This window comes from Arthrobacter sp. C9C5, assembly GCF_013359735.1.
Taxonomy (GTDB): Bacteria; Actinomycetota; Actinomycetes; order Actinomycetales; family Micrococcaceae; genus Arthrobacter.
This window is the reverse complement of the sequence record NZ_JABFMX010000007.1, coordinates 120,564-146,622: the sequence shown is the minus strand read 5'-3', so window position 1 is coordinate 146,622 and position 26,059 is coordinate 120,564. Positions and strand designations below refer to the sequence as shown.

Annotated in this window: 20 protein-coding genes, 1 tRNA gene and 1 other RNA gene; 10 read left to right on the top strand and 12 right to left on the bottom strand. The window is 68.3% G+C overall.

Annotation, left to right across the window (positions count from 1 at the left end):
• Positions 1–35: 35 nt before the first annotated feature.
• The 3 genes from HNO80_RS07650 to HNO80_RS07640 all read right to left on the bottom strand — a co-directional run bounded on the left by HNO80_RS07650 (position 36) and on the right by HNO80_RS07640 (position 5,020).
• A complete protein-coding gene (locus tag HNO80_RS07650) occupies positions 36–1,310 on the bottom strand; it encodes a serpin family protein (protein WP_175322245.1) in 1,275 nt (424 codons plus the stop codon).
• Between the two features lie 164 nt (positions 1,311–1,474).
• Positions 1,475–3,223, bottom strand: coding sequence for a pyruvate dehydrogenase (locus HNO80_RS07645; RefSeq protein ID WP_175322244.1), 1,749 nt, complete (start codon positions 3,221–3,223; stop codon positions 1,475–1,477).
• Between the two features lie 285 nt (positions 3,224–3,508).
• Positions 3,509–5,020 carry a helix-turn-helix transcriptional regulator gene (locus HNO80_RS07640; protein ID WP_175322243.1) on the bottom strand — a complete coding sequence of 504 codons (1,512 nt, stop codon included), beginning with the start codon at positions 5,018–5,020 and terminating at the stop codon, positions 3,509–3,511.
• Between the two features lie 141 nt (positions 5,021–5,161).
• Here HNO80_RS07640 and aceA point away from each other — a divergent pair, with 141 nt between their 5' ends.
• Positions 5,162–6,490, top strand: coding sequence for an isocitrate lyase (gene aceA / locus HNO80_RS07635; protein WP_175322242.1), 1,329 nt, complete (start codon positions 5,162–5,164; stop codon positions 6,488–6,490).
• Positions 6,491–6,695: 205 nt separating this feature from the next.
• Positions 6,696–8,360 carry a malate synthase A gene (gene aceB, locus HNO80_RS07630; RefSeq protein WP_175322241.1) on the top strand — a complete coding sequence of 555 codons (1,665 nt, stop codon included), beginning with the start codon at positions 6,696–6,698 and terminating at the stop codon, positions 8,358–8,360.
• 262 nt (positions 8,361–8,622) lie between these two features.
• Here the strand turns inward: aceB and HNO80_RS07625 are convergent, their stop codons facing one another.
• Positions 8,623–9,771: an MFS transporter gene (locus HNO80_RS07625; protein ID WP_175322277.1), complete on the bottom strand. Its 1,149-nt coding sequence runs from the start codon at positions 9,769–9,771 to the stop codon at positions 8,623–8,625.
• A gap of 194 nt (positions 9,772–9,965) precedes the next feature.
• On the opposite strand from HNO80_RS07625, the gene HNO80_RS07620 reads away from it, so the two are divergent.
• A complete protein-coding gene (locus HNO80_RS07620; RefSeq protein WP_175322240.1) occupies positions 9,966–10,502 on the top strand; it encodes a GNAT family N-acetyltransferase in 537 nt (178 codons plus the stop codon).
• Between the two features lie 143 nt (positions 10,503–10,645).
• On the top strand, positions 10,646–11,356 hold the full coding sequence (locus tag HNO80_RS07615) for a DsbA family oxidoreductase (protein WP_175322239.1): 711 nt from the start codon (positions 10,646–10,648) through the stop codon (positions 11,354–11,356).
• Positions 11,357–11,455: 99 nt separating this feature from the next.
• Here HNO80_RS07615 and HNO80_RS07610 read toward each other — a convergent pair whose 3' ends face one another.
• The gene (locus HNO80_RS07610; RefSeq protein WP_175322238.1) at positions 11,456–11,704 is read right to left on the bottom strand and encodes a hypothetical protein; all 249 of its coding nucleotides are present in this window, start codon (positions 11,702–11,704) and stop codon (positions 11,456–11,458) included.
• Positions 11,705–11,947: 243 nt separating this feature from the next.
• Between HNO80_RS07610 and HNO80_RS07605 the strand changes: the two genes are divergently transcribed.
• Entirely contained in the window at positions 11,948–12,586 is a 639-nt protein-coding gene (locus tag HNO80_RS07605) for a TetR/AcrR family transcriptional regulator (protein WP_175322237.1), read from the top strand.
• Positions 12,587–12,646: 60 nt separating this feature from the next.
• Here HNO80_RS07605 and HNO80_RS07600 read toward each other — a convergent pair whose 3' ends face one another.
• Complete coding sequence (locus tag HNO80_RS07600) at positions 12,647–13,327, bottom strand: LytR C-terminal domain-containing protein (RefSeq protein ID WP_175322236.1); 681 nt, start codon at positions 13,325–13,327, stop codon at positions 12,647–12,649.
• Positions 13,320–13,619, bottom strand: a complete 300-nt coding sequence (locus HNO80_RS07595) for a type II toxin-antitoxin system VapB family antitoxin (RefSeq protein ID WP_175322235.1) — start codon at positions 13,617–13,619, stop codon at positions 13,320–13,322. The genes HNO80_RS07600 and HNO80_RS07595 overlap by 8 nt, the downstream gene beginning before the upstream one ends.
• Positions 13,620–13,831: 212 nt before the next feature.
• Between HNO80_RS07595 and HNO80_RS07590 the strand changes: the two genes are divergently transcribed.
• Both HNO80_RS07590 and HNO80_RS07585 read left to right on the top strand, forming a co-directional pair.
• Complete coding sequence (locus HNO80_RS07590; protein WP_175322234.1) at positions 13,832–14,743, top strand: hypothetical protein; 912 nt, start codon at positions 13,832–13,834, stop codon at positions 14,741–14,743.
• A gap of 38 nt (positions 14,744–14,781) precedes the next feature.
• Positions 14,782–16,422 (top strand): stealth family protein, encoded by a 1,641-nt coding sequence (locus HNO80_RS07585; RefSeq protein WP_175322233.1) that lies wholly within the window; start codon positions 14,782–14,784, stop codon positions 16,420–16,422.
• Between the two features lie 61 nt (positions 16,423–16,483).
• Here HNO80_RS07585 and HNO80_RS07580 read toward each other — a convergent pair whose 3' ends face one another.
• From HNO80_RS07580 to HNO80_RS07565, 4 genes are all read right to left on the bottom strand, one after another.
• Entirely contained in the window at positions 16,484–17,428 is a 945-nt protein-coding gene (locus tag HNO80_RS07580) for a phosphodiesterase (protein ID WP_175322232.1), read from the bottom strand.
• A 207-nt stretch (positions 17,429–17,635) separates the two neighbouring features.
• On the bottom strand, positions 17,636–18,847 hold the full coding sequence (fdhA, locus tag HNO80_RS07575) for a formaldehyde dehydrogenase, glutathione-independent (protein ID WP_175322231.1): 1,212 nt from the start codon (positions 18,845–18,847) through the stop codon (positions 17,636–17,638).
• Positions 18,848–19,108: 261 nt separating this feature from the next.
• Positions 19,109–19,594, bottom strand: coding sequence for a glutathione peroxidase (locus tag HNO80_RS07570; RefSeq protein WP_175322230.1), 486 nt, complete (start codon positions 19,592–19,594; stop codon positions 19,109–19,111).
• Positions 19,595–19,697: 103 nt separating this feature from the next.
• Positions 19,698–20,630 carry a M23 family metallopeptidase gene (locus HNO80_RS07565; RefSeq protein ID WP_249777214.1) on the bottom strand — a complete coding sequence of 311 codons (933 nt, stop codon included), beginning with the start codon at positions 20,628–20,630 and terminating at the stop codon, positions 19,698–19,700.
• A 586-nt stretch (positions 20,631–21,216) separates the two neighbouring features.
• Between HNO80_RS07565 and HNO80_RS07560 the strand changes: the two genes are divergently transcribed.
• A complete protein-coding gene (locus HNO80_RS07560) occupies positions 21,217–22,128 on the top strand; it encodes an oxygenase MpaB family protein (protein ID WP_175322228.1) in 912 nt (303 codons plus the stop codon).
• Positions 22,129–22,227: 99 nt separating this feature from the next.
• Here HNO80_RS07560 and HNO80_RS07555 read toward each other — a convergent pair.
• Positions 22,228–22,312: transfer RNA gene (locus tag HNO80_RS07555), tRNA-Ser, on the bottom strand.
• Between the two features lie 453 nt (positions 22,313–22,765).
• Between HNO80_RS07555 and ffs the strand changes: the two genes are divergently transcribed.
• Positions 22,766–22,862: signal recognition particle sRNA small type (gene ffs / locus HNO80_RS07550), an RNA gene on the top strand.
• Between the two features lie 27 nt (positions 22,863–22,889).
• Positions 22,890–26,057, top strand: a complete 3,168-nt coding sequence (locus HNO80_RS07545; RefSeq protein WP_175322227.1) for a DNA polymerase III subunit gamma and tau — start codon at positions 22,890–22,892, stop codon at positions 26,055–26,057.
• Positions 26,058–26,059: the final 2 nt, after the last annotated feature.

The window sequence follows — 26,059 nt, the reverse complement described above, 5'->3', positions numbered from 1 at the left end:
GTCGGGCTATTGCCTGCAGAATCTGAGGGAGGGCTTCATGATGAGCGGGGGTCTGCCACCCTGCCCATGAACAGCGGCAGCCCGGTCTCGACGTGGACGATTTCGTAGAGGAACGGCCTGTCGAAACGGATCGTGTGCGTGAAGGCGGCTCCGCTCACCGCACGCGCGTTGATCTGGGTCACGGCGGCGGCAATCGTGCCCTTCTCCGCCACGGTGATGTTAGCGGACTGGCCGGCCTGCGTGATCTTGAGGCCGTGCTGGATCGCGTCGAAGCCCGTCTCGGTCTCGAGCATGTCCCGCAGGCCGAGGCCTGTGAAGACCTTCCGCAGTTCGAAGGTGCTCTTGTGGTCCCACTGCGGCAGGGAGACCTGCGTCGGCGACGGGGAAGCCGCGTCAAGGGCCCGTGCAGCGTCGGCAAGGTATGGCACCCCGGTGCCGGGAGCCCCGGAATCCGGCAGAACCAGCCGCATCACGAATCCGTCGGCGTAGGGAAGATCAACGCCCTGCCAGCCCTCGCCCCGGGCGAACGCGAGCTCCTGGACGCCGGACATTGTGGGGACGGAAACCTGCTCGCCGGCCGCCGTCGTGAAGGGACGGTCTGCGGTGTCCGCCGGGTCGAACGGCACCTTCCAAGCGGAGGCGAAGTACACGGCGTTGAGCACGCTGAAGGTGTTCTTGCGGCGGTATCCCGCGGGGGCCTTCTTGATCCGTCCGCCGGTGTTTTTGTTCACCCAGGCGTCGATCGCCGGCTTGGTGGTGTCCTCGTCCTGAAAATCCACCGGGTACACGCCTGTCCCGTAGTACCGGGCCAGGGATCGCAGGTAACCCTCCCCGGTGGGCACGCCCTTATCCACGAAGAGGCCGTTGGCGGTGTGCAGGACCGGCCGGCGCGGAGGGTTCTTTTCGTCGACCGACCCGGGGTCGCCGTCGAAGGCCTCCAGGGACGCGAGCAACGCAGCCAGGGCCTCGTCGCGGTGCTGGGCGGGGAGGCCCAGGACTTTGTCCATCTCGGCGGCCGTTGCCCCGGCCGCACCTGTACGCAGCATGGCCAGGGCAATCAGCAGGCTGCCCGGGGACGAGACCACGTTGCCGTTTCCGGCCTCCCCGCCGTCCGCCAGGAGCGCGGCGCCAAGTTTCCGCGCCGACGCCCCGAGCTGGGCCAGCTCGGCCGGGTAGGCGGAGCGGTCCGCCGAAACGCGTTCGACGCCGTCGGCCTTCAATAGCGTCGGCGGCGCGGCCGAACAGGCCGAGAGGACCAGCGCCAAGCCCGCCGCGGCAGCAATAAAGCGTGCCGGAATCTTCTGTTTCATCGCGCCCCCAAGGCCCGTACAACCGCGTGGAACGGCGAAGATCCGCCTACGGTCAGTCAAGCACCGGCACCGGCAAAGCGCGACCACACCCGGGTCACGATTTGACGCCGTTTGCCGGCGCCGCGCGGCGTGCAGACCGGCGCCTCGCGGTTCCTCGGGGCCCGTCAGCGCCGCGGGATGTTTCGCAGGTTGCTCCGGGCCATACTCACGGCCTCGCCGGCGCCCCGGTTGAGGACCACCTTGGACATCGCCGTGGCGAAGCCCAGGATCTGCGCGCCCTTGATCTTCGGCGGAATCGAGAGTGCCTTGGGATCAGTGATCAGCTCCACGAGGGACGGCCCGGGGTGCGCGAACGCCTCCCGGTAGGCGGCCTCGATCCTGGACGGATCCGTGACGCGGACGGCGTGGAACCCCAGGGCCCGGGCAACGTCCGCGTAGTTGGCGTCCGGGACGTCGACGCCGAAATCGGGCAGCCCGTCCACCAGCATCTCCAGCTTGACCATGCCCAGGGTGGAGTTGTTGAAGACCACCACGTTGACCGGCAGCCGGTGGGCCGCGACCGTGATCAGCTCGCCCAGCAGCATGGACAGGCCGCCGTCGCCGGAGACCGAGACCACCTGGCGTCCCGGGTAGGCGAGCTGGGCGCCGATGGCATGCGGCAGCGCGTTGGCCATGGAACCGTGCAGGTACGAGCCGATCAGCCGCCGGGTGCCCAGCGGGTTGATGTACCGCGCGGTCCAGACATTGCACATGCCCGTGTCCGCCGTGAAGACCGCGTCCTCCGCCGCCACCTGGTCCAGCAGCGAGGCCGCGTACTCCGGGTGGATGGGCTCGGTCTTCTCGACCTTGCGGGTGTACGCCCCGACGGCCTTGTTCATCAGCCGGTCATGCTTCTTGAGCATCGCGTCAAGGAAGCGGCGGCTCTTCTTCGGCTTCAGCAGGGGCATGAGGGCCGCGAGCGTCGGCAGCACGTCGCCATGCACGGCGACGTCGACGTCGGTCCGCCGGCCCAGGTTCTGCGCGGCGCGGTCCACCTGCGCCGTCCGGGTCCCGGGCAGGAACTGGTCGTAGGGGAAGTCCGTGCCCAGCAGAATCAGCAAGTCCGCGTCCTCAATGCCCTCGGCCGCGGCGCCGTAGCCGAGCAGGCCGGTCATGCCGATGTCGTAAGGGTTGTCGTACTGCATGAAGTCCTTGCCGCGCAGCGAGTGCCCGATCGGCGCGGCGAGCAGTTCGGCCAGGGCCATGACCTCGTCGTGCGCGCCGTCGACGCCGGCTCCGGCGAAGATGGCCACCTTCCCGGCGTCGTTGATGGCGTCCGCCAGCTCCCGCACGCTGGCGGGGTCCGGCACCATTGCGGCCGGCCGGAAGGCTGCCGGCGCGGGGGTTTCGGCGGTCGCCTCCAGCCCCGCAATGTCGCCGGGGAGGGTCACGACGGCGACGCCGCGGAGCGCGACGGCGTGCTGGATGGCGCTGTGCATCACCCGCGGCGCCTGTTCGGCGGTGCTGATGAGCTCGGAGTACACCGAGCATTCGTTGAAGAGCCGGTCCGGGTGGGTTTCCTGGAAGAAGCTGCTGCCGATCTGCTTGCTCGGGATGTGCGAAGCGATGGCAAGCACCGGGGCGCCGGATCGGTTGGCATCGTAGAGGCCGTTGATCAGGTGCAGGTTGCCCGGACCGCAGGAGCCGGCGCAGACCGCGAGCCGGCCGGTCAGCTGGGCTTCCGCCGCTGCGGCGAAGGCCGCGGCCTCCTCGTGCCGGACGTGGATCCAGTCGATTCCGCCCTTCGCCGCTCCGCCGGTCTTCCGGACGGCGTCGACGATCGGATTGAGGCTGTCGCCAACAATCCCGTAGATCCGCTGCACGCCGGCAGCCTGGAGTTGTTCGACAAGCTGGGTGGCAAGTTCCTTGGCCATGGGTGCACGCTCCCGCGAGGTGGATCGATGAGCTGACACTGGCCAATATAGTCCGCCCGCCTGTCAGCCAGGCCCAGAGAACGCTCCCTCAGCTTCCGCAACAGATCAACAAACGCCCCCTCAGCCGATGCGCAGATGCGTCACGCTGAAACCGCCGTACCTGCGGGAGCGTCAGACAATAACCGGCCGGACCTGCAGGAGCGACAGACAGTGACCGGCTGCAACTGCGGGAGCATCGGACCGGAAACTACAGGACCTGAGGGAGCGTGCCGGGTCCCGTCGAACTCAGTTCCCGGAGTGCGCCTGCAGGAACGAGTAGACCTCGGTCTCGTCCACGCCGGGGAAGGCACCGGGCGGCATCGCGGCGAGCAGGTGCGAGTGGGCGCGGGCCGACGGCCAGGCGTTGCCGGCCCACTCCGAGGCCAGGGCGGCCGGCGGACGCTTGCAGCAGCTCTCGTCCGGACAGGTCGACTTGGACCGCTCCGTCGTGTCGCGGCCGCGGAACCACTTGACCTGAGCGTAGGGCACCCCCACGGAGAGCGAGAACTCCCCGTTAGCGGAACGCTCCGTCCGGGCCGTGCACCAGTAGGTCCCGGCCGGGGTGTCGGTGTACTGGTTGTAGGCGCTGAACTTGTCCGGCACGTCGAACACCACGCGGGAGGTCCAGTTCTTGCACGAGGGCTGGCCCTCGATGGCGCCGGTGTGGTCCTGCGGGAACGTCACGCCGTCGTTCTCGTAGGCCTTGTAGATGATGCCGCTCTTATGCGTCTTCTGGAAGTGCGTGCGCAGGTCCAGGTGCTGCGTGGCGAGGTTGGTGAAGCGGTGCGCCGCTGTCTCGTAGGACACGGCGAACGCGTCCCTAATGTCCTCCACCGCGATTTCCTTGGCCGCCTTGGCGCGTCGCAGGAACTCCACGGTGGCCTGCTCCGGCAGCAGCAGCGCGGCGGCAAAGTAGTTGGTGGCGACGCGCTGCATCAGGAAATCGCCGTAGTTGGTGGGCGTCTGGTGGCCCAGCACGTAGTGGCCCAGGGCCTGCAGCAGCACCGAACGCGGGTCGTGGTCGCTCCGGGCGTTCTGCGTGAGGTAAATCCGGCGGTTCTTGAGGTCTGTCACCGAGCGGGTGGAATGCGGCAGGTCGCCCACATGGTGCAGGCTGAACCCAAGGTGCCCGGCGATGTCGGCGATGACGTGGTGGGACAGCGGGCCGGAGGTGTGGCCCACCGACGCCAGCACCTTCTGCGCCTCCGCCTCGTATTCCGGGAAGTAATTGTTCCGCTCCCGCATCATGGCCCGCAGTTCACCGTTGGCGCGCCGGGCCTCCTCCGGCGTCGCGACCTGCTCGTTGAGGCGGCGCTCCAGCTCATGCTGCAGCCCCACCATGGACTCCAGCACGTCCATCGGCAGCCGGGAACTGATGCGGATCTTGGGCAACTTCAGGGACTCGTAGATGGGACTGCGCTGGTAACGCTCCAGCTCAATCTCCAAGGCCGCACGGCGGTTGGGCGGTTCCGCGCCGAGCAACTCGTCGATGCTGACGCCCAGCGCCGCCGCGAGCTGCTGGAGCAGGCCGAGTTTGGGCTCGCGCTTGCCGTTCTCGATCAGGCTCAGCTGGCTGGGTGCCGTTCCCACCGTGGCGCTCAGGTCATCGAGCGTGAGCCCGGCCGCCTTGCGCAGGTGCCGGACCCTTCGGCCCATGCTGATGACATCCACCTCCGGTTCGGCGGGGAGGGACGGGGGCACTGCCTGACGGTTCCAGCTGCTTGGATGCATTTCTTGAGAATACGGGAAGAAGTGCATTTCTTTCCATAGATTTCCCCTAGTAACCCCCTTGAAAGTAAAGAAAAGTAGATCTCACGGAAAGATTCACTACCCCGGAACAACCTGCCAGGACTTGCAGAGACGCAGACTGTCGGGCCGGGACCCATCAAGGAGACAAAGATGACTGCAGCATTTGAGCCCACCCAGCAGCCGTCCGGCCAGGACACAACAGAGCAGGCCGCCGCCCTGGAGCTCGAGTGGGCTGCCAACCCCCGCTGGGAAGGTGTCACTCGGGATTACTCGGCGTCCGACGTCGTCCGCCTCCGCGGCCGCGTCTCCGAAGAACACACGCTGGCCCGCCGCGGTTCCGAGAAGCTGTGGAAGCAGCTCACCGAGGAGCACAAGGAGGGCAAGTACACCAACGCCCTCGGCGCCCTGACCGGCAACCAGGCCGTGCAGCAGGTCAAGGCCGGCCTCCGCGCCATCTACCTCTCCGGCTGGCAGGTTGCCGCCGACGCCAACAACTCCGGCCACACCTACCCGGACCAGTCCCTGTACCCGGCCAACTCCGTTCCCACGGTGGTCCGCCGCATCAACAACGCCCTGCTCCGCGCCGACCAGATCGAGTTCTCCGAAGGCATCCAGACCGTCGAGGACTGGATGGTGCCGATCGTGGCCGACGCCGAGGCCGGCTTCGGCGGACCGCTGAACGCGTACGAACTGATGAAGTCCATGATCCAGGCCGGCGCCTCGGGCGTGCACTGGGAAGACCAGCTCGCCTCGGAGAAGAAGTGCGGCCACCTCGGCGGCAAGGTCCTGATCCCCACCCAGCAGCACGTCCGGACGCTGAACGCGGCCCGTCTCGCCGCCGACGTCGCCGGCACACCGTCGGTCATCATCGCCCGCACCGACGCCGAGGCAGCCACCCTGATCACCTCCGACGTCGACGAGCGCGACCAGGAATTCATCACGGGCGAACGGACCGCCGAAGGCTTCTACAAGGTCCGCAACGGGATCGAACCCTGCATCGCCCGGGCCAAGGCCTACGCCCCGTACTCCGACCTCATCTGGATGGAGACCGGCACCCCGGACCTGGAGCTGGCCCGCAAGTTCGCCGAATCGGTCAAGGCCGAGTTTCCGGACCAGATGCTTTCCTACAACTGCTCGCCGTCGTTCAACTGGCGCAAGCACCTCGACGACGCCACGATTGCGAAGTTCCAGCGCGAGCTCGGCGCCATGGGCTTCACCTTCCAGTTCATCACCCTGGCCGGCTTCCACGCCCTGAACTACTCGATGTTCGACCTCGCCCACGGTTACGCCCGGGAAGGCATGAGCGCTTACGTCGAGCTGCAGGAAAAGGAATTCGCCTCCGAAGCCCGCGGCTACACCGCCACCAAGCACCAGCGCGAAGTCGGAACCGGCTACTTCGACGACATCGCCACCGCGCTCAACCCGAACGCATCCACCCTGGCCCTGGTGGGATCCACCGAAGAAGGCCAGTTCCACTAACTCACGACGGCGGCCTTGCGTCCGGCCTTCGGTCCGGCATTGCTCTGCCTGCTATTCCCCGTGTCCGGGTCCGACCTCGCTGAGCGAGGACGGGCCCGGACACAGGGCCCCTTTTACGCAGGCTGCCGCAATCCCGGCACCTTCGGCCTCGCGCTTGAGTCACCATTCGCCGTCGACCTTGCTTCTTCTCTAAGGAGAGATTGAAATGAACAGCTTCACTGACAACTTCACTATCAACGGGGTTACGTTGACCGCACAGCCGATTTGCCGGCAAAGCGAGGTTCTTACTCCGGACGCGCTGGCCTTTGTTGCCAAGCTGCACCGGGCGACGGCGGAGCGCCGGCAGGAGCTGTTGCGGGCCCGGCAGGAACGCCGCCAGCAGATCAGCAAGGGCCAGGACCCGCGTTTCCTTCCCGAGACCGAGTCCATCCGCAACGACCCGGAGTGGCGCGTCGCTCCCCCGGCACCGGGCCTGGCGGACCGCCGGGTCGAGATCACCGGCCCCGTGGACAAGAAGATGACCATCAACGCGCTCAACTCCGGCGCCAAGGTGTGGCTCGCTGACATGGAGGACTCCTCCACCCCTTCATGGCGCAATGTGATCCAGGGCCAGCTGAACCTCACCGACGCGCTGGAGCGCCGGATCGACTTCACCTCCCCGGAAGGCAAGGAGTACAAGCTCCGCGCCGCCGACGAGCTGCCCACGATCGTGGTCCGGCCCCGCGGCTGGCACCTGCCGGAAAAGCACATGCTCATTGACGGCACTCCGGTGGCCGGCGGCATTGTGGACTTCGGCCTGTACTTCTTCCACAACGCCCGCCGCCTGATCGCCCAGGGCAAGGGGCCGTACTTCTACCTGCCGAAGATCGAGAACCATCTCGAGGCGCGGCTGTGGAACGACATCTTCGTCTTGGCCCAGGACCTGCTGGGGATCCCGCAGGGCACCATCCGCGCCACGGTGCTGATCGAAACCATCACCGCCGCGTTCGAGATGGAGGAGATCCTCTACGAACTGCGCGAGCACGCCGCAGGCCTGAACGCCGGCCGCTGGGACTACATCTTCTCGCTGATCAAGAACTTCCGCACCCGTGGACCGCGCTTTGTCCTGCCGGACCGCGGCCAGGTCACCATGACGCAGCCATTCATGCGTGCCTACACCGAACAACTGGTGCGGGCCTGCCACAAGCGCGGCGCCATGGCGATCGGCGGCATGGCCGCGGCCGTCCCCAACCGCAAGGACGAGGAAGCCAACGCCATCGCCTTCGAGAAGGTGCGCGCCGACAAGACCCGCGAGGCGGCCGACGGCTTCGACGGCTCCTGGGTGGCGCACCCGGACCTGGTGCCGGTGTGCCGCGAGGTGTTCGACGGCGTCCTCGGCGACCGTCCGAACCAGCTGGACCGCCTCCGCGAGGATGTCACGCCGGATGACCGCGCACTGATCGACATCTCCTCCACCACGGGCACGATCACCGAGCAGGGCGTGCGGAACAACATCGAGGTGGGCATCCGCTACATCGAGTCCTGGCTGCGCGGCAACGGCGCGGTGGCCATCCACAATCTGATGGAGGACGCCGCCACCGCGGAAATCTCCCGCTCGCAGCTGTGGCAGTGGATCTTCTCCCGGGCCATCACGGACGCGGGCGATGTCATCACCCGCGAGTGGGTGGAGGACATGCTGGATGAGGAATTCGCCAAGCTGGAACGCTTCGAGGGCGACCGCTTCGCCGATGCCAGGGACATCTTCGAGGAGGTCACGCTCGGCAACGAATTCCCCGCCTTCCTGACGCTGCCGGCCTACGACCGCTTCCTGCACGAAGCCCGCGACGGCGCCGACACCGCAGCCAGCTGCGAGGACCTGGTGGCCGTCTAGCCGCCCGGCCCGGTGCGGGCGCCGCTCACAGCGTCCGCACCCGGCCCCGGCCCCGCAAGAATTCCGTCCGCCGGGCTGCCATGCCCTTCGCAACAGGCTCCCCGAAATCCGGGGCGGCAGCCCGGCAACGGAAGACCCTCCCCCATCACTCGACAACGGCGTCGAACGGACACTTGAGGCCCATGTTTTCCACAAAACATGGGCCTCAAGTGTCCGTTCGCGCGGGGTCGCCGGCCCGGGTGGCGGGCCCGGGTCAGTGCGGTCAGTGCGCCTTCGGGATGTGGCGCAGGGACAGCGCACAGCCCAGGATGAACAGTGCCACCGAGCCCATGATGATCAGCAGCGGCCCGGTCCACGAGCCCGAGATGCCGTGCACGAAGCCCAGCAGGGTGGGAGCCGCGGCGCCGAAGCAGTAGCCGGCGCCCTGGACCACGGCGGACATCCGGCCCGCCGAGGCCTGGTCGCGGGCCAGCCGGATGATGGCGATGAAGATCAGGGTGATCCCGCCGCCCTGGGCCACGCCGCCGAAGGAGGACCAGAGCCACCAAAGCTCGGGGGCTAGCAGGAGCCCCACCGGCACCGTCAGCCACAGCGCCCCCAGGGTGAGGCCGACCGTCGTCGTGCTGGCAAACCTCGCCACGAACGGGACGCCCAGGCCGCCGGCGATCGCCAGGATCTGGAACAGCGAGGATCCGGCGCCGGCCGCCGACGGCGCCAGCCCCAGTTCGTCGGCAAGGAGGCTGGGCAGCCAGGCGGTGACCCCGTAGTAGGAGAATGCCTGGCCGGCGAATCCCGCCGTCAGCGCCACGGTGATCCAGCGCGACGCCGGCCGCCCCGCCGTTCGGGTCGGGTCCGCCCCGGGGATCGCTTCGGGCCGGAGCGAGCTGCTGCCGGCGGCCAGTACCCATACCGCGCCGGCCGCAACCGCGAAGAGGGCGCAGGCCGCGATGGCAGGACGCCAGCCGAGCAACTCCGCCAACGGCGCCGTGATCATGGACGTGACAAAGGAGCCGATATTCAGCGCGGCGGTGTAGGTGCCCATGGCGGCGGCCTGCTTGGCCGGGCTGAAGTCGCGCCGGATGATCAGCGGGACCACAATGTTGCCGATCGTGATGGCGATGCCCAGGATCACGGTCCCCAGCATCACGAGGGCGCCCCCGCCGGCGGAGCGGACCACGACGCCGAGCAGCACGCCCAGCAGGGTCAGCGTGATGGCGAACTCCGGACCCAGCTTCCGGCCCGTCAGCGATGCCAGCGGCGCGGCCAGCGCAAAGCAGAGCACCGGGATGCCCGTCAGGAAGCCGATTTCGACCGGCGAAAAGCCCAGGTCGCGCTGCATGTTCCCCACCACCGGCGCGACCGCCACGAACGGCCCGCGCATGTTGAGGGCGATGAGTCCGATCGCGATCATCAGGAGCCCGCCGCGCGGGATCTTCGCCAAGGCGCTCACCCGGCGGTCCGCCGACTGGCATCCGGGCAGAAATATGTTTTCATCAGTCCCATTGCTATCACGCGCGGCTGCGGCCCGCGCGGCACCCGCCGGAACATGACGGAGCCCGCTTCACGAAGGTCAAGCCGCGCGGTCCGCGGACTAGGGTTTTTGGCATGACGCACCTCATCCGGAAAGCGACGGCCGACGACGCCGGCCCGCTGGCCGAACTCGCTGCCATCACCTTTCCGCTCGCCTGCCCGCCGGAATCCCGGCCCGAGGACATTGCCGCGCATCTGGCCAACACGCTCAGCGAAGCCAACTTCCGCGACTACCTGGCCGATCCGGATGTCACGGTGCTCGTACTCGACGCGGACGGGGCGCTCCGCGGCTACAGCCTGCTCCTGGACCGCGCCACGCAGGATCCGGACGTGGCTGCCGTCCTCGGGGCCGGACCGAACACGGAGCTGAGCAAGTGCTACGTCCACCCGGAGCACCACGGCCTCGGCGCGGCGGCCGAACTGATGCAGGCCAGCATCGTCGCGGCGGCGGCCGCGGGCGCCCGCGGCCTCTGGCTCGGCGTGAACAGCCAGAACGCCCGTGCCATCAGGTTCTATGAGAAGTCCGGTTTCCGGAAGGTCGGCACGAAGTCGTTCAGGCTGGGGAGCACGGTGGAGCACGACTTCGTCATGGAACGCCCGCTCGCGCCCTGACCGGGCCCTGCCGCGTCCCTCGCCCCGCGAACGTACACTTGGAGCCCAAAAAACGCGGTTCCGGGGCCCCAAATGTACGTTCGCGCTTTGTGAGCTGGCGGGCTGACGGGAATGAGCCCGTGCCCGGCTGGGTTGTCGCCAGCATGAAGATTGAGATCTGGTCCGACGTGGCCTGCCCCTGGTGCTATATCGGCAAGCGCCGTTTTGAGACCGCGCTCGCGGCGTTCCCGCACCGCGATGCCGTGGAGGTGCAGTGGCGCAGCTTCCAGCTGGACCCGTCCCTGCCGGAGCACTACGACGGCACCGAACTGGACTACCTGAGCACCCGCAAGGGCATGGCCCAGGACCAGGTCGCGGGCATGTTCGAGCACGTGGCGTCCCTGGCCAGCGCCGAGGGCCTCAACTACCGCTTTGACGCCGTCGTGGTGGCCAACAGCTTCACGGCACACCGGCTAATCCACCTCGCCGCCGCACACGGTCAGCAGGATGCCGCCAAGGAACGGCTGCTGAGCGACCACTTCGAGCACGGCCGGGACATCGGCAGCCGTGAATACCTCACCTCATTGGGCCTCGAGCTCGGGATCGACGCCGGCGAACTGGACGAGCTGTTCGGCTCGGACAAGTACGCCGACGACGTCCGGCAGGACTTCGCCGAGGCCCGGGCCCTGGGCATCAGCGGCGTGCCGTTCTTCGTCATCGACCGCAAGTACGGCATCTCCGGGGCCCAGCCCGCGGAAACCTTCACCGCTGCCCTGGAGCAGGCATGGCAGGAAAGCCACCCGCTCGTCATGGTCGACGCCGGCACGTCCGGTCCGGACGGCGTCGTTTGCGGCCCTGACGGGTGCCCAGTCTGAGACGGCAGCCCCGCGCGGACGCCTCCCACTCCCGCGCGAACGTACGTTTGCGGCCCCCAATAAGTCGCCGGCGCGGGGCCTCAAGTGTACGTTCGCGCTTCAGGCGGGCTGGGCCAGTGCTGCGGTGACCCCGAGGCCCGAAGCCGGGGCGCTGCGGACGATCTCCAGTGCCTCGACATCGAGCAGTTTCCGGGCGCCGGTCCGGGCGTCCAGGATCCAGAACAGCTCCATCAGCGGGATCGTCTGAGTGACCCGCCCGCGGTGGAACAACTTGCCGTTGTGCCACGCCTCGATCTCGTCCCCGGCGGCCAGTTCCCCGCACGTCCGGATCGCATCTTCCCTACCCATAGCCAGCTCCTCCCCATCGGCGCCCCTCCGTCGGGGCTCCGTTGGCACCAGCATGCACGGGTGAGGTTTCGGCGGCGTTTCCGGTGCGTGTTTTTCTCGCGTCGCGGACCGGTTTGGCTCCGGGTGCCACCGCGCGCCGCCGGCGGGCGCGGGGGGGGCGGTTTCGGTGCCCACGAGAGCACGCACGCGCACGCACGCCGAGCTTCGCCCCTTTTTACTGACAGATCGCGCTAAAGTGTCCGTATGCCCAGGATTTCGGCCGCGAGCAACGCCGCCCAACGAGCCGAGACCCAGCGCAGGATTCTGACCGCATTCGGCGAACTGCTGTTCACGCACGGGCTGCCCGGCCTGACCATGACCGACGTCGCCCGGCACGCCCGGATCGGCCGCACCGCCGTCTACAACTACTATGCGGACATCGAAGAGCTGCTCATTGCCTACGCGCTGGACGAGACGGAGCGCTTCCTCGTCGAGCTGCGTGATTCCCTGGCCTCGCTGGAGAATCCCGTGGAGCGGCTGGCGCTCTACGTCCGGGCCCAGGTGGCGGACCTGAGCCGCCGCCACCTGCCGCCGGGTCCCGCCATGGGGGCTGTCCTGTCCCCCGCCTCCTTCGCCAAGCTGGCGGACCACGTCGGCGAACTCAGCCTCCTGCTGCAGGACATCCTGCGCGACGGCATGGCGCAGGGCTATCTCCCCAAGGCGGACATCACCCAGCTTGCCCAGCTCATCCACGGCACGCTCTCATCCAGTGCAGCCCGTGGGGACGGGGCCGGCGCGGACCCGGAAGCGGAGGCGCGGATCGCCCGGACGGTGCGCTTCATCCAGCTGGGTGCCGGGGCCAGGTTCGACGACGCCGGCCGCCCCCTCCGGCTGAGCGCGTAGCCGCGCCCGGCCCGCTTCCTCCCGGAAAATCAGGGTCCCGGAAGCGTTCCTCCTGGAAAATCAGGGCTTGGGGCTGACCGGAACAATCGTCGGCACCACGGGCATGGTGGGGTCCTCGACTACCCGGCGGGTCTCCCGCGGGCAGCTGAGCTTGCCCGGCGTCTGGTCCACGAGCCCCGGCTTGGCCAGTTGCTTGAAGTCCCCGGTCAGGATGACGTCCACGCTTGCGTCGCTGCGGCCGTCCTGGACGTAGTCCGAGCCGGGCAGGTTGCGCTGGACGCTGAACGCCGCGGACTGGCCGGCAGCCCCGGACACCACCAGCGCCACCCCGCGGTAGCCGGACTCGGTGTTGCCGACCGCGCCCACCACGAACTTGCGCGCCGCAAACTCGTTGGCCACTGTCCGGGCCAATCCCGGGCGGCTGGTGGAGTTGTAGACGTTCAGTTTGATCTTCCCGGGCGGCGTGTAGTCGTACGTCGCGTCCGGGCACAGCGGGGCCGCAGCCCGGCTGCGCTCCGCCGTCGGGACCTTGATCTGGCCGTTCATGATCCCCAGGGCCACCACAATGGCTGCCGCCAGCAGCCCGACGAGGAGCAACAGAACCGCACCGTGCAGGATGCGCCGCCGCTTCCGCACCCGGTTGTACAGCTCGTCCTGCTCCGCGAACGTGGCCCGCAGATCGGAGCCGGTGATGACGTGGTGCCCGTGCAGGACCGTGAGATCCTTCGGCTTCCTAGCCATTTATCACCAGCACGCGGGCGTGGATCGCGGTGCGCTGGTGCAGGGCGGTGCGGACGGCCCGGTGCAGGCCGTCCTCGAGGTAAAGCACGCCGCGGAATTCCACCACGTGCGGGAAGAGGTCACCGAAGAAGGTTGAGTCCTCGGCCAGCAGCGCTTCCAGGTCCAGGGTGCGCTTGGTGGTCACGAGTTCGTCCAGCCGGACCGGGCGCGGCGGCAGCGCCGCCCAGTCCTTGGGCGTGTTGAAACCATGGTCAGGGTACGGGCGTCCCTCGCCCACAGCTTTGAAGATCACCATGCAAGCCTAAGGAAGATCCCGGGTCAGGGGAATCAAAGTGGCCACGGCGCCGGAGGTTGTGGCCAAACAGTGACCATTTGTCATCGGCATGTCCGGGGGTGTCACTGCCGTGCACGGGAATGTCACGCCGGTTTTGGCCAGTCCGGAGCCCGGGCGTCACGAGTCCGCTGCCGGAGGCGAAGTTCCGGCGTGGCTGAGAGAATGGAGGTATGACTGAAACCGAGACCTCCGCCCTGGCGCCTTCGGCCCCGCCGCTGGCCCTGCTGCTCGACGTCGACGGTCCCGTGGCCAGTCCGCTCACCCGCACCGTCCAGCCGGGGATCATCGCGGACCTGCTGGCCCTCGCGGCCGCCGGGATTCCGGTCATTTTCAACACCGGCCGTTCGGATGCCTTCATCCGCGAGCAGGTGATGGGGCCGATGCTCGCCGCCGGGATGCCGGAGGGAATCACCATCCACGCCGTTTGCGAGAAGGGCGCCGTCTGGTTCAGCTACACCGCCGCCGGTGCCGGCGCGGTGCACGTGGACCGGGACCTCGCCGTCCCGCAGGCGTTCGGGGATGATGTGCGGCGGCTTGTCGCGGAGGATTACTCCGCCCACATGTTCTACGACGAGACCAAACGGGCCATGGTCTCCGTGGAGCAGCATGTCGCCGTCGCCAACTCCGACTACCGCGAGGAGCAGGCGCTGTTCGACGCCGACGCCATGGAACTGATGGGCCGCCACGGACTGGGGGTGGTGCGGCTGGACCACCACGCCCCGGACAGCGATGACCAGATCGACTACCGGGTCGATCCCACCATCATCTCCACCGACATCGAATCCGTCCGGCTGGGCAAGGATCTCGGCGCGAGCCGGGCAGTGGAACTGCTGGCCGCCCAGGGCATCACCCCGCAGGCCTGGCGGACGGTGGGCGACTCGCGCACCGACTACGCGATGGCCGACTGGCTGCACCATAACGACCACCCCGTGAAGCATGTGGACGTCCGCCCCGCCGACGGCGTGCCGGTCAAGCCGTACGGGATCCTGACCGCGGCCGATTTGGGGCTGGGCGACGCGGTCATCCACGACGACGCCGGCGCGGCCTTCCTGCGTCACTGGCGCGCCGCCCTGGCCGGCTGAGCGCCCCGCACCGGGGCGTTTTTGCGCCCCGGGTTATTATGCAAGTAGAGATCCACGCACCTTCAACAACTCGGAGAATCGACATTACAGACGCATTGATCCAGGACGAGATTTACTACGGCAGCCAGGCGAGCGAAGACAACCACGCCCACGCGGAGATCACCTCGCCGGCCGCCGTCGCCAGACTCCGGACGCGCTCCGACGTGGTGCGCCGGCACGGCAGGTATGCGCTGATCAATGAAAACCGCACGCCGTACCAGGCCATGGTGGAAGACCTGCTGTTCGTGCGTTCGGTGCTTGCCGGGGCAAAGCTGGACTACCTGCTGGTCCGGGGCAACAACGACCGCCCGGTGATCGCCGTGGACTGGAAGAACCGCCGGGAACTCCGCGCCGCCCTCGTGGAGGCCTGCCGGGACGAGCCGTTCTACTCGATGACCGTGGACGCCAAGAAGAAGTCCTCCGTGCTGGTGGCCGACGGGGAGCTGGCACTCAACCGCCAGGCCCGGATCTTCCGGCTGTACCGGCCCCGGGTGGAACCGGACGGCGGCCTCGAGTTCGGCGCCTCGGCCGGCGTCCAGCTGGAGCTCTGGAGCTTTGAAGGCGACCAGCTGATCCTGCCGATCGAAAACTCGCTGACCCGGCGGACCCTGCTGGCCCAGGACGCCGTCCGCGGCACCGTCGAACGCTACGGCCACACCTGGCCCACCATCGAGAACATGTTCGCCGACCACGCCAGCGACATCAGCTTCGACGTCGACCTGGTGTTCTCCTGGGTGGACGGCAGCTCGCCCGAGTACATCGCCGCGCGCCGGGCGAGGATGGCCGGCGTCGTTGTGGGCGAGGGAGACGACCACGAGGCCCGCTTCCGCCAGATCAACGAGCTGAAGTATGCCCTGCGCTCGGTCTACATGTTCGCGCCGTGGATCCGGCGGATCTTCATCGCGACCGACTCCCCCGCCCCGGAGTGGCTCGCGGACCACCCGAGTGTGACGATCGTCCGCAGCGAGGAGTTCTTCGCCGACCCCTCCGTGCTGCCGACGCATAACTCGCAGGCGGTCGAGAGCCAGCTCCACCACATCGAGGGCCTGTCCGAACACTTCCTGTATTCCAATGACGACATGTTCTTCGGCCGGGCAGTGCGGCCGGACATGTTCTTCACCCCGGGCGGGATCACCAAGTTCATTGAGGCGGAGACGCGGATCGGGCTGGGAGACAACGACGCCGAGCGCAGCGGTTTCGAGAACGCGGCGCGGGTGAACCGCAAGCTGCTCTGGGACCGGTTCGGGCGGATCACCACCCGGCACCTGGAACACACCGCCGCGCCGCTCCGGCGCAGCGTCGTGGCGCAGATGGAGCAGGAGTTCCCGGCCGAATTCGCGAAGACGGCGGCCAGCAGGTTCCGGGCCGCGGACAACATCTCGGTGACGAATTCGTTCTACCACTACTACGCGTTGCTGACCGGCCGGGCCGTGACCCAGACCGCAGCCAAGGTGCGGTACGTGGACACGACGGCCCGCGCCGGCCTGAACTACCTGCCGAAGCTGCTCTCGAAGCGGAACATGGATTTCTTCTGCCTCAACGACGGAAGCTTCCCGGAGGTGGCTGCCGAGGAGCGTGCCGAACTGGTGACGGACTTCCTGGAGAAGTACTTCCCGATCAAGGCGCCCTGGGAGAAGTAACAGCGGGAAAAGCCGCGGGGGAAACTGCCGGCGGGACAATACCGGCGGCAGCAGCTGCCGGCTAGTTCCGGGTGGTGATCCGGCGGTGGCCCGGGGTCTGTGCCGGATCCTCGAGCCTGGCCTGGCGCGGAATCCGGATCCCGGCGGCGGCAATGCGCCGCTGGGCCTCTTCGGCCGTGACGAATTCGCCCACCGCAGGCATCGTGTCGCCGACCTGCACCACGGAATGCACGATCGTGTGCTCGTAGACGTGGACCAGGTTGAACGACTGCCCGCTGTCCCGGCCCCGGCTTCCACCCACGGGGACGTTCAGGTCCTGGGTGTAACAGGTGGCGGAGGCGACCGAGACGGGGATGCCGGCAAACGTTGCGGTCGTTGAATAGTGCAGGTGGCCGCCCAAAATGGTTCGCACGTCGGAGTTCCGCAGCACCCCTGCGAGCGCGGCCTGGCCGCGCAGTTCGACCAGCACGGCAAGATCCAGCACGGAGGGCACCGGCGGGTGGTGCAGGGCCAGGATGGTGCCGTCGGGTGCCGGGGTGGAGAGCTCAGCGGCGAGCCACTCCAGCTGCGCAGCACTCAGTTCGCCGTGGTGGAACCCGGGCACGGAGGTGTCCAGCGTGATGATCCGCAGTCCGTTGATGAAGTAGCTGTGGTCCACGGGTGCGTCGTCGGCCGGCTGATCCAGCAGCCTGGTCCGGAAGTTGGTCCGGTCGTCGTGGTTGCCCATCGCCCAGATGACCTTGGCGCCCATGGCCCGGCAGGCAGGTTCCACGATGGTGCGCAGCTTCGTGTACGCCTCAGCCTCGCCGCGGTCGGCCAGATCGCCGGTGAAGATCACGGCTTCGGGGCGCGCGCCGGAGGCACGGACTTGCTCGAAAAGTTGTCTGAGCCGGGAGTCAGCGTCCACCGCACCGTGCAGGGGATCCGTACCGCCCAGCAAATGCGGATCGCTCAAGTGGAGTAGGAAATGACGTGGCCGGGGGTGCTCGGCCTCGATGAGCTCCATTGCAAACCTTCCTGGTTGGGTGGCGGCAGATGCCTCCAGCGTCCCTCTCAGTTAGATCTATCCAACCAGACATTCGGCCGGCAATGTGCAAACTCCAGTAGGCATGTTTGAAAAAAGGTACAAATCGAGTATTCCGGCGGACACATACCTGCTTACGTATATGCCGGTTGTGTCCGCCGGAAAGTGGATTACTCGGTTACGTCGCGGCTAGCTCAGGTAGCCGTTCGGGTTGAGTACGTACTTCGTGGCGGCACCGGCGTCGAACTCGGCGTAGCCCTTCGGTGCGTCCTCAAGCGAGATCGCCTTGGCGTTGACGTTCTTCGCGATGTGGACCTTGTCGTGCAGGATCGCCATCATGAGCCCGCGGTTGTACTTCATCACGGGGCACTGCCCGGTGGTGAAGCTCAGCGACTTGGCCCAGCCGGTGCCCAGGCTCAGGGAGAGCGCACCCTTCTTGGCTGCCTCGTCGATGCCGCCCGGGTCGCCCGTGACGTAGAGTCCGGGAATGCCGAGGGCCCCGCCGGCCGCCGTGAGTTCCATCAGCGAGTTCAGCACCGTCGCCGGGGCCTCCTTGGCGTCGTGGCCGTGCCCCTTGGCTTCGAAGCCGACGGCATCGACGCCGCAGTCGACTTCGGGGACTCCCAGGATCTGCTCGATCTGCTCGGCAGGTCCGCCCTGGGACAGGTCGATGGTCTCACAGCCGAAGCTGCGCGCCTGCTTCAGCCGGTCCTCGTTCATGTCACCGACAATCACGACGGCGGCGCCGAGCAGCTGCGCGCTCGTGGCCGCCGCGAGGCCCACGGGCCCGGCCCCGGCGATGTAGACGGTGGAGCCCACGCCGACGCCTGCAGTGACAGCGCCGTGGAAGCCGGTGGGGAAGATGTCCGAGAGCATGGTCAGGTCCATGATCTTCTCGAGGGCCTGGTCCTTGTCCGGAAACTTCAGCAGGTTCCAGTCTGCGTACGGGACCAGTACGTAGTTCGCCTGGCCGCCGACCCAGCCGCCCATGTCCACGTAGCCGTACGCGGCGCCTGGACGGGCGGGGTTGACGTTCAGGCAGATGCCGGTCTTGCGTTCCTTGCAGTTCCGGCAGCGGCCACAGGCGATGTTGAAGGGGACGGAACAGATGTCCCCCACCTTGATGAACTCGACGTCCGGGCCGACTTCCACGACTTCGCCAGTGATTTCGTGGCCCAGCACCAGGTCGGCCGGGGCGGTGGTGCGCCCGCGGACCATGTGCTGGTCCGAGCCGCAGATGTTGGTGGCAACGGTTTTGAGGATTACGCCATGGCGCACCGAACGGCCCACGTTGGCGGGGTTGACCCCCGGTCCGTCTTTGAGTTCGAAGGTGGGGTAGTCAATGTCGATCAGTTCGACTTTTCCTGGCCCTTTGTAGGCAACGGCTTTGTTTCCTGTCATCACTTTCCTCCTGGTTTCACGGACCCCAATGTTGAGTGCCCAGTTGTGATTCACGAAGCGTTCTGATGCGCCCTCCTCGGGGCTACGTCGGCAGCGCTGCCGACGGGCAGACGTGTCTGCGCCGCAGGTATGCCCGGAATGTCGGAGGGTTTCGCCAGTCTAGGCCGGAAGCATGCTGAGGGGTAGGGCCCCTTGTGCCCTTGCATTCCCCCCTGCCGCCCAAAGGTGGCCGGTGCGGGCCAGCGGTGGTCCGACGGCGGCTCAGCCGAGCGCCTGCCGCACTGCCTCGATGACCTCGGGTGAGTCTGGCTCCACGGTGGGCGCGAAGCGGGCCACGATCTCGCCGTCACGATTTACCAGGAACTTCTCGAAGTTCCACTTCACCAGGCCCGGCAGCAGGCCGTTCTTGAACTTGGTCAGCTGCGCGTAGAGCGGATGCTGGTTCTTGCCGCGGACGTTGGCCTTGGTTGTCAGCGGAAACGTCACACCAAAATTGCGTTCACAGAACTCGGCGATTTCCGCGTCGGCGCCCGGCTCCTGCCCGGCGAACTGGTTGCACGGGACGCCGAGGACGCTGAAGCCCTCTTCGCGGAACTTGTTGTGGAGCGCCTCAAGGCCTGCGTACTGGGGCGTGAAACCACACTGGGATGCCACGTTCACCACCAGCACCACCTGGCCGCGGAACCGGCCAAAGTCCGTTTCGGTGCCGTCGTTGAGGGTCAGCGGGATGGCGTGCAGGGATGTCATGGCTTGGTTTCCTCGCGGGCTTGGGGGCAGGAACAGTTCACGACGGTGATTCGCTGCCACGGCGCGTGGGTATGGGTATGGGGCCACTCCGGACTGCAGGTGGCTACGGAGTCGGGGAGATCTCGGGCTCCAGAGCGCCCGTCGGCTCGGTGGAGAGGGTCTCCGCCGGGACCGCCGGGGCGGTCGGGTCCGGAACGGGCCCGGTCGGCCCCGACGCCGGATCAGTCCCCGCGGGTGAGGGGGTGGGGGTCGGCGTCGGGGGCACGACCGGTGCCGGCGCGGGCGTCGCCGGAGCGGTGGGCACCGGCGTCGGGATCGGTGTCGGAGTCACAGTCGGCGTTGGCGTCGGCGTCGGGATCGGTGTCGGAGTCACAGTCGGCGTTGGCGTTGGCGTCGGCGTCCGTGTGACGGCGGGCGTCGTCGGGTGCGGCGAGGCCGTGGCCGTTGGCGACGGAGTAGCCGCCGAGGTGGCTGGAACCTTGGGTACCGGCTTCTCCTGGACCCCGCCGGTGACCGCGCGGGTGCGGTCTTCTTTTACCGGAACTGCCCAGTCCGAGCCGGCGCTCCCCGCGCTGCCGGCACCCTGCTTGCCGGCACCAGGCCCGTAGCTGACCATCTGGATGTTGTCGAGCCGGTCCATTTGCCGCGTGGGAAGGAACTTCCAGTCCAAGGGGTTGGTGTGCGAGCCGTTGAGGATCGTCTCGAAGTGCAGGTGGCAGCCCGTGGACGAGCCCGTCGTGCCCACCTTGGCGATGACTTCATCCACTCCCACCGATTCGCCCTTCTTCACGGCGATGCCCTGAAGGTGGTTGTACGTGGTGATCAGGCCGTTGGCGTGGTCAATTTCCACCCGGTTGCCGCCGCCCCACGGATGCCATCCGACGGCGCGCACCACACCGGCGTCGGCCGAATACACCCGGGTCCCACACGGGGCGGCAAAATCCTGGCCCCAGTGGAACTCGCCGGCGGTTCCGGTCAACGGGCTGGTGCGCAGGCCGAACGGGGACGACTCCAGCAGTGTTTCGAGGGGCGCCATCAGAAAGCCCTTCGGCGGGCGCGAGAGCCCTGCCGACGCGACCCGGAGCTCAACCTTGCCGTCTTTGGACGTGGTCTGGACCGTGGTCCGGGCGAAGGAAATGAGGGCATGCCGATCTGCGGTCAGCCTTGAGGTCCCCCGCGCTGCACCCCCCGGATCAGCGGCGCTCCCGGGAGCCAGCAAACCGGGGCCGGCGGAGCCGGTGGCCAGCGGCGACACCGCCGCATCCCGGGCTGCCGGTCCTGCCGGTGCGGACGGCCCAAAAACCAGCACCGCAAGAGCCAGACCGGTAGCTGCCGCCAGAGAGCGCGCGACGACCTCCGAAGTTTTGGACTGCGCACTCGTTGAGTTTCCCCAGTGTTTTCCCACGATGTGACTCCCGCGATTTTTCCGCCAGGCCACCATCCCAACGGGCCCACCCCCTTATGTGAACACACTCGACCGGGTCTGTGAACCTCCGTAATGCCTGGGTCCGCGGCACGTTCGGGGCGGTTTCGGGCCACCGCGCGGCGAATTGGCTGGCGCCCCAGTAGGCCCGCAGGGAAAACAGGTACTGGCCCAGCACCGACCGGGTAAGAATAGGAGTATGCGCAATGTCCTCAGGGAGTGGCAGTCCGAGCTCAAACAGACGTTCACCGGAACCCGTGATGCGGTCCCGGAGTGGGTGGGGCGCCTCGCTGAGGGTGACGATGCCGGCTTCCACCTTCCGGGCTCCGCCGTCTGGGCGGTGCACGGGGGCATGCCGACGATTGTTGCCGGCATCCGCGCCCTGCTCATGCAGGCGTTGCACCCGGGGGCCCTGGCCGGGGTGCACGACCATTCCCGCTTCCGCGAAGACCCCCTGGGCCGGCTCGCCGGGACTATCCGCTGGATTTTCACCGTCTCGTACGGGTCCACGGGGGCCGCCCGCGCCGCGTCCGGCTGGGTGCTGCGGCTGCACGAGTCGGTGCACGGAGAATACACCGACGGCCACGGTATGGTCCGGCCCTACGCGGCGAACGATCCGGAGCTGCTCCGTTGGGTGCACATCGCCTTCACCGATGCCTTCCTGTCCGCGCACAAGATCTGGGGCGGGCCCATTCCGGGCGGCCCGGACGCCTACGTCCGCGAGTGGGCGCAGGCGGGGACGCTGATGGGAGTGGAGGCGCCGCCGCTGAGCGAGGCGGACATGCGTCGGCAGCTTGACCGCTGGTACGACGACGGCGAACTCGCCTCGGGCGCCAAGGTTGCCGAAACCGTGGCCTTCATCCGCGATCCCCCGCTCCACCCCGCGCTCAGGCCCGGATACCGGGTGCTCTTTGCGGCGGCGGTGGCCAGCCTTGAGCCAAAATACCGGGAGATGCTGGGACTCCGGACCGCGCGGCTGGGCCCGATCCCGCTGCCGGTGAAACTGGCGACAAAAATCACCCTCGGCGTCGTCCATCTCGCCCTGGGCCGGGTTGGCCCGAGCGAGCAGGCAGCACGCGAACGGCTCCGCCGGCTGGGGTTCGCGGGATAGGTGCGACTGGGCGGCGGATCGTGACTGCGGGGCGCGTGACTGTGGGGCGCGGGCGGCAGGACGCAAAAAGGCCCCGGTCCGATGGACCGGGGCCAAACGCGGAGAATGGGGGATTTGAACCCCCGAGGGCGTTAACCCAACACGCGTTCCAGGCGTGCGCCATAGGCCGCTAGGCGAATTCTCCAGTAGCTTCTGAATCAAAAGCAGATACTAGACTACCTGAACTTCCCGACTTCGCCCAATTGAGCCCTCCGTCCTGCCGCCACAGGGCATGCCCCACCCGCCAATCCCGCGATGGACATAGTCCCCATATGCCCACTCCCTAGCCCAAAGAATGGACATGTCCCGCGTACCCCGGCCGGGCACCCATCTCCAGCCACAGGGCATGCCCCGCGCCCAGATCCGCCGATGGACATAGTCCCCATATGCCCACTCCCTGGCCCATGGAATGGACATGTCCCGCGCACCCCGGCCGGGCACCCATCTCCAGCCACGGGACATGCCCCGCGCCCAGATCCGCCGATGGACATAGTCCCCATATGCCCACTCCCCGCCCCGAAAAGTGGACATGTCCAACCGTGAACCCGCAGGCCAACTCGCGGATTCGGGGCACACCCGATCGTCGGGTAAACTAATCGACGGCCCCTCATGTGGCGTCATCCTGTTGAACTCCCCCAGGACCGGAAGGTAGCAAGGGTAAATGGGCTCTGGCGGGTGCATGGGGGGTCTTTTATGTCTGTGCCGATTGGTAGGGTTTAGCTGTGACTGTTACTACCGCTCTTTACCGCAGATATCGCCCCGATTCGTTCGCGGACGTTATCGGGCAGGAACACGTCACCGACCCGCTGATGACGGCCCTGCGGAAGAACCGCGTCAACCACGCCTACCTCTTTTCCGGCCCCCGCGGCTGCGGTAAAACCACCTCCGCCCGCATCCTTGCGCGTTGCCTGAACTGCGCCGAAGGCCCCACCGACACTCCCTGCGGCGTGTGCCCCAGCTGCGTCGAACTGGCCCGCGGCGGCGCCGGTTCGCTCGACGTGATCGAGATCGACGCCGCGAGCCACGGCGGCGTCGACGACGCCCGTGACCTGCGCGAACGCGCCACCTACGCGCCGGTCCGCGACCGCTACAAGATCTTCATCATTGACGAAGCCCACATGGTCACCTCGGCCGGCTTCAACGCGCTGCTCAAGATCGTCGAAGAGCCGCCGGAACACATCAAGTTCATCTTCGCCACCACGGAACCGGACAAGGTGATCGGCACCATCCGGTCCCGCACCCACCACTACCCGTTCCGGCTGGTCCCGCCGGAGCCGCTCATGGCATACCTGGAACTGCTGTGCCGGCAGGAGAACGTCCCCGTGGCCCCGGGCGTCCTCTCGCTCGTCATCCGCGCCGGCGGCGGCTCCGTGCGCGATTCGCTTTCCGTGCTGGACCAGCTCATGGCCGGCGCCGGCCCGACCGGCCTGGACTACGAACTGGCCGTGGCCCTGCTGGGCTACACGCACGCCTCGCTGCTGGACGACGTCGTCGAGGCCGTTGCCGCGTCCGACGCCGCCACCGTGTTCCGCGCCGTGGACCGCGTCATCCAGACCGGCCACGACCCCCGGCGCTTCGTCGAGGACCTGCTCGAGCGTTTCCGTGACCTGATCATCGTGCAGGCCATGCCGGAGAGTGCCCAGTCGATCCTGCGCGGCATGCCCGCGGACCAGATCGCGCGGATGCAAAACCAGGCACACAACCTCGGCGCGGCCGAACTGTCCCGCGCTGCGGATGTCACCAACACCGCGCTCACCGAGATGACCGGTGCCACGTCCCCCCGGCTGCACCTCGAGCTGCTGTGCGCCCGCATCCTGCTGCCCAGCTCCGAGCAGACCGAACGCGGCATCGCCGCCCGGATCGACCGGGTGGAGCGGCGCCTGAATTACGCCGGGAACGACGTCGGGACGCCCGCCCCAGCAGCGGCGCCGGCCCCCGCAGCGTCGCCGGCTCTCGCCGCGGCACCGGCACCTGCCGGCCACGCCCCTGCTGCGGGACCGGCCGCCGCGGCTCCGGCAGCCGCTCAGGCCGCTCCGCCCGCCCCGGTCTCGAACCGGCCTGAAGAAACCTCGGACCGGACCCCGTCCGCCGCCGCTGGTGCGCCCTCGGCGAGCCCGGCCCCGGCCGCGGTTCCGCAGGAAGCGCAACCGGAACGGCCCGCGCTCACGGCACCGCGGGTCAGCACCAGCGACTGGCCGGTGGAGGAATCCGCGTCCGCGAACGGCGCCTCCCGCCCGGCTCCTGCACCGGCAGCCCGGCCGGAAAGCCAGCCTGTCCGGACCAACCGTCCGGAGCAAGCACCGGCCGCCTCGGCGCCGGCCGAATCGGCCCAGACTGGCACGTCCCAACCGGCGGCTCCGTCCCAGCCGGCTCGGAATGAGCCGGCCGAGCGCCCCGCGGCTAGCTCCCCTGCAGCGACCCCTGCGCCCGGCCATGCTCCCGCCCCCGCGGCGGCCTACGGGTCCGGACCCGACGTCGAGGTGTTGCGCCGTGCGTGGCCCGAGATCCTGCAGACCCTGACCAAGATCAAGCGCAGCACCTGGGCGCTCGTCGAACCCAACGCGCAGGTGGGCCACTTCGAGGACCAGGTCCTGACCCTGTCCTTCACGACGTCCGGGCTCGCCGGCGCTTTCGGCCGGGCAGACCACGCCGAGAACCTGCGCCAGGCGATCCACAAGACGATCGGCATCGACTGCCAGATCACGGCCGTCGCCGGCGGCACCAACAGCTCAGCGAGCTCTGAGCCAAACCCAAAAGCGCCCGCTAGCCGGGAGGCTCCGGCCACGTCGGCGGATGTGGCCTGGGGGCTGGCCCCCGCCGCGACCGGGGCTGCACCGGAATCCCCGTTGGCAACCGGCAACGGGATCGAAGCCGGACCTTCCGCCGCCGCGGAAACGCCCGCGCCGCAGTCCGCACCTGCGCCCTCACCGGAGCCTGCCCGGCCGGCCCCGGTGCAGACCGTGCCAGCCCCGGTGCAGACCGTGCCGGCCTCGGCAGCGACCGCCGCGCCCACAGGGCCGGCCTCTGAGCCGTCCCACGGCCCGGCCTCCGAGCCCGGTGGTTCTTACTCGTACCCGGACGACGACTGGGGTCCCCCGCGGGACGAGGATGCGCCGCCGTTGGATGAAGAGCCGCCGCTGGACTGGGATCCCTCAGCCGCGGCAGCCGCCCGGCCGGCGTCCCCAGCGGCGTCCCCAGCGGCGCCCGCACCGGTGCGCACCGCGGCACGACCCCGGTCCGGCAAGGAAGCTCCTGCCACAACCCAGGCACCTGCCCCGGCAGCTGCACCGGCGGCCAGGGACGCCGCCAAGGACCCGTGGGCTCGCGCCGTCGAGCAGTCCCCAGGGGTCTGGACCGTCGGCACGGAACTGAACGTGGGGCGACACACCTCCCCGGAGGCCGCACAGCGTACCCCCGAGCCGGAGCCGCCGCACTACGAGCCTGCGGCTGCCCAGATCCCGGAGCCGGTAGGCGCATTCTCGGCCGGATCCGGCTCCGGATCCGGATTCGACGGTGCCGTTGCCACCCGGGCACCCGCAGCGGGGCTCGCCCCTGCAGCCAGGCCCGCCACTGCCGCCGCCGGGCCCACGGTCATCACGGCCGCGGCATCCCCGGTCGCGGCCACGGCTCCGGTCGGCGCTCCGGCCTCCGGACGGCAGAGCCTCTACCAGCGCCTGTCCAACAGCCCCGAGGCGGAAGCCGGGCGGGCCAAGGCACCGGCGCGCGCCGCCGTCGCCGCCACCAGCTACGTCCAGGACATCCCCAGCGCCGACGACGAAACCATCGAGGAGTCGGGCGTCTTCGGCCGCGCCGCCGTCGAGCGTATTCTGGGCGGGAAGCTGCTTGAAGAGCGGTCCCTGGATGGAAGCCCGCTGGCGCCGCGCTTCTAGCC

Bases quoted from the DNA above. Each gene is read 5' to 3' on its own strand.
- fdhA (WP_175322231.1), bottom strand. From the start codon at position 18,847: ATGACAGGAAACAAAGCCGTTGCCTACAAAGGGCCAGGAAAAGTCGAA.
- HNO80_RS07610 (WP_175322238.1), bottom strand. From the start codon at position 11,704: ATGGGTAGGGAAGATGCGATCCGGACGTGCGGGGAACTGGCCGCCGGG.
- HNO80_RS07570 (WP_175322230.1), bottom strand. From the start codon at position 19,594: ATGACATCCCTGCACGCCATCCCGCTGACCCTCAACGACGGCACCGAA.
- aceB (WP_175322241.1), top strand. From the start codon at position 6,696: ATGAACAGCTTCACTGACAACTTCACTATCAACGGGGTTACGTTGACC.
- HNO80_RS07600 (WP_175322236.1), bottom strand. From the start codon at position 13,327: ATGGCTAGGAAGCCGAAGGATCTCACGGTCCTGCACGGGCACCACGTC.
- HNO80_RS07560 (WP_175322228.1), top strand. From the start codon at position 21,217: ATGCGCAATGTCCTCAGGGAGTGGCAGTCCGAGCTCAAACAGACGTTC.
- aceA (WP_175322242.1), top strand. From the start codon at position 5,162: ATGACTGCAGCATTTGAGCCCACCCAGCAGCCGTCCGGCCAGGACACA.
- HNO80_RS07615 (WP_175322239.1), top strand. From the start codon at position 10,646: ATGAAGATTGAGATCTGGTCCGACGTGGCCTGCCCCTGGTGCTATATC.
- HNO80_RS07640 (WP_175322243.1), bottom strand. From the start codon at position 5,020: ATGCACTTCTTCCCGTATTCTCAAGAAATGCATCCAAGCAGCTGGAAC.
- HNO80_RS07590 (WP_175322234.1), top strand. From the start codon at position 13,832: ATGACTGAAACCGAGACCTCCGCCCTGGCGCCTTCGGCCCCGCCGCTG.
- HNO80_RS07625 (WP_175322277.1), bottom strand. From the start codon at position 9,771: ATGATCGCGATCGGACTCATCGCCCTCAACATGCGCGGGCCGTTCGTG.
- HNO80_RS07620 (WP_175322240.1), top strand. From the start codon at position 9,966: ATGACGCACCTCATCCGGAAAGCGACGGCCGACGACGCCGGCCCGCTG.
- HNO80_RS07605 (WP_175322237.1), top strand. From the start codon at position 11,948: ATGCCCAGGATTTCGGCCGCGAGCAACGCCGCCCAACGAGCCGAGACC.
- HNO80_RS07565 (WP_249777214.1), bottom strand. From the start codon at position 20,630: ATGGCGCCCCTCGAAACACTGCTGGAGTCGTCCCCGTTCGGCCTGCGC.
- HNO80_RS07585 (WP_175322233.1), top strand. From the start codon at position 14,782: ATGCAAGTAGAGATCCACGCACCTTCAACAACTCGGAGAATCGACATT.
- HNO80_RS07650 (WP_175322245.1), bottom strand. From the start codon at position 1,310: ATGAAACAGAAGATTCCGGCACGCTTTATTGCTGCCGCGGCGGGCTTG.
- HNO80_RS07645 (WP_175322244.1), bottom strand. From the start codon at position 3,223: ATGGCCAAGGAACTTGCCACCCAGCTTGTCGAACAACTCCAGGCTGCC.
- HNO80_RS07580 (WP_175322232.1), bottom strand. From the start codon at position 17,428: ATGGAGCTCATCGAGGCCGAGCACCCCCGGCCACGTCATTTCCTACTC.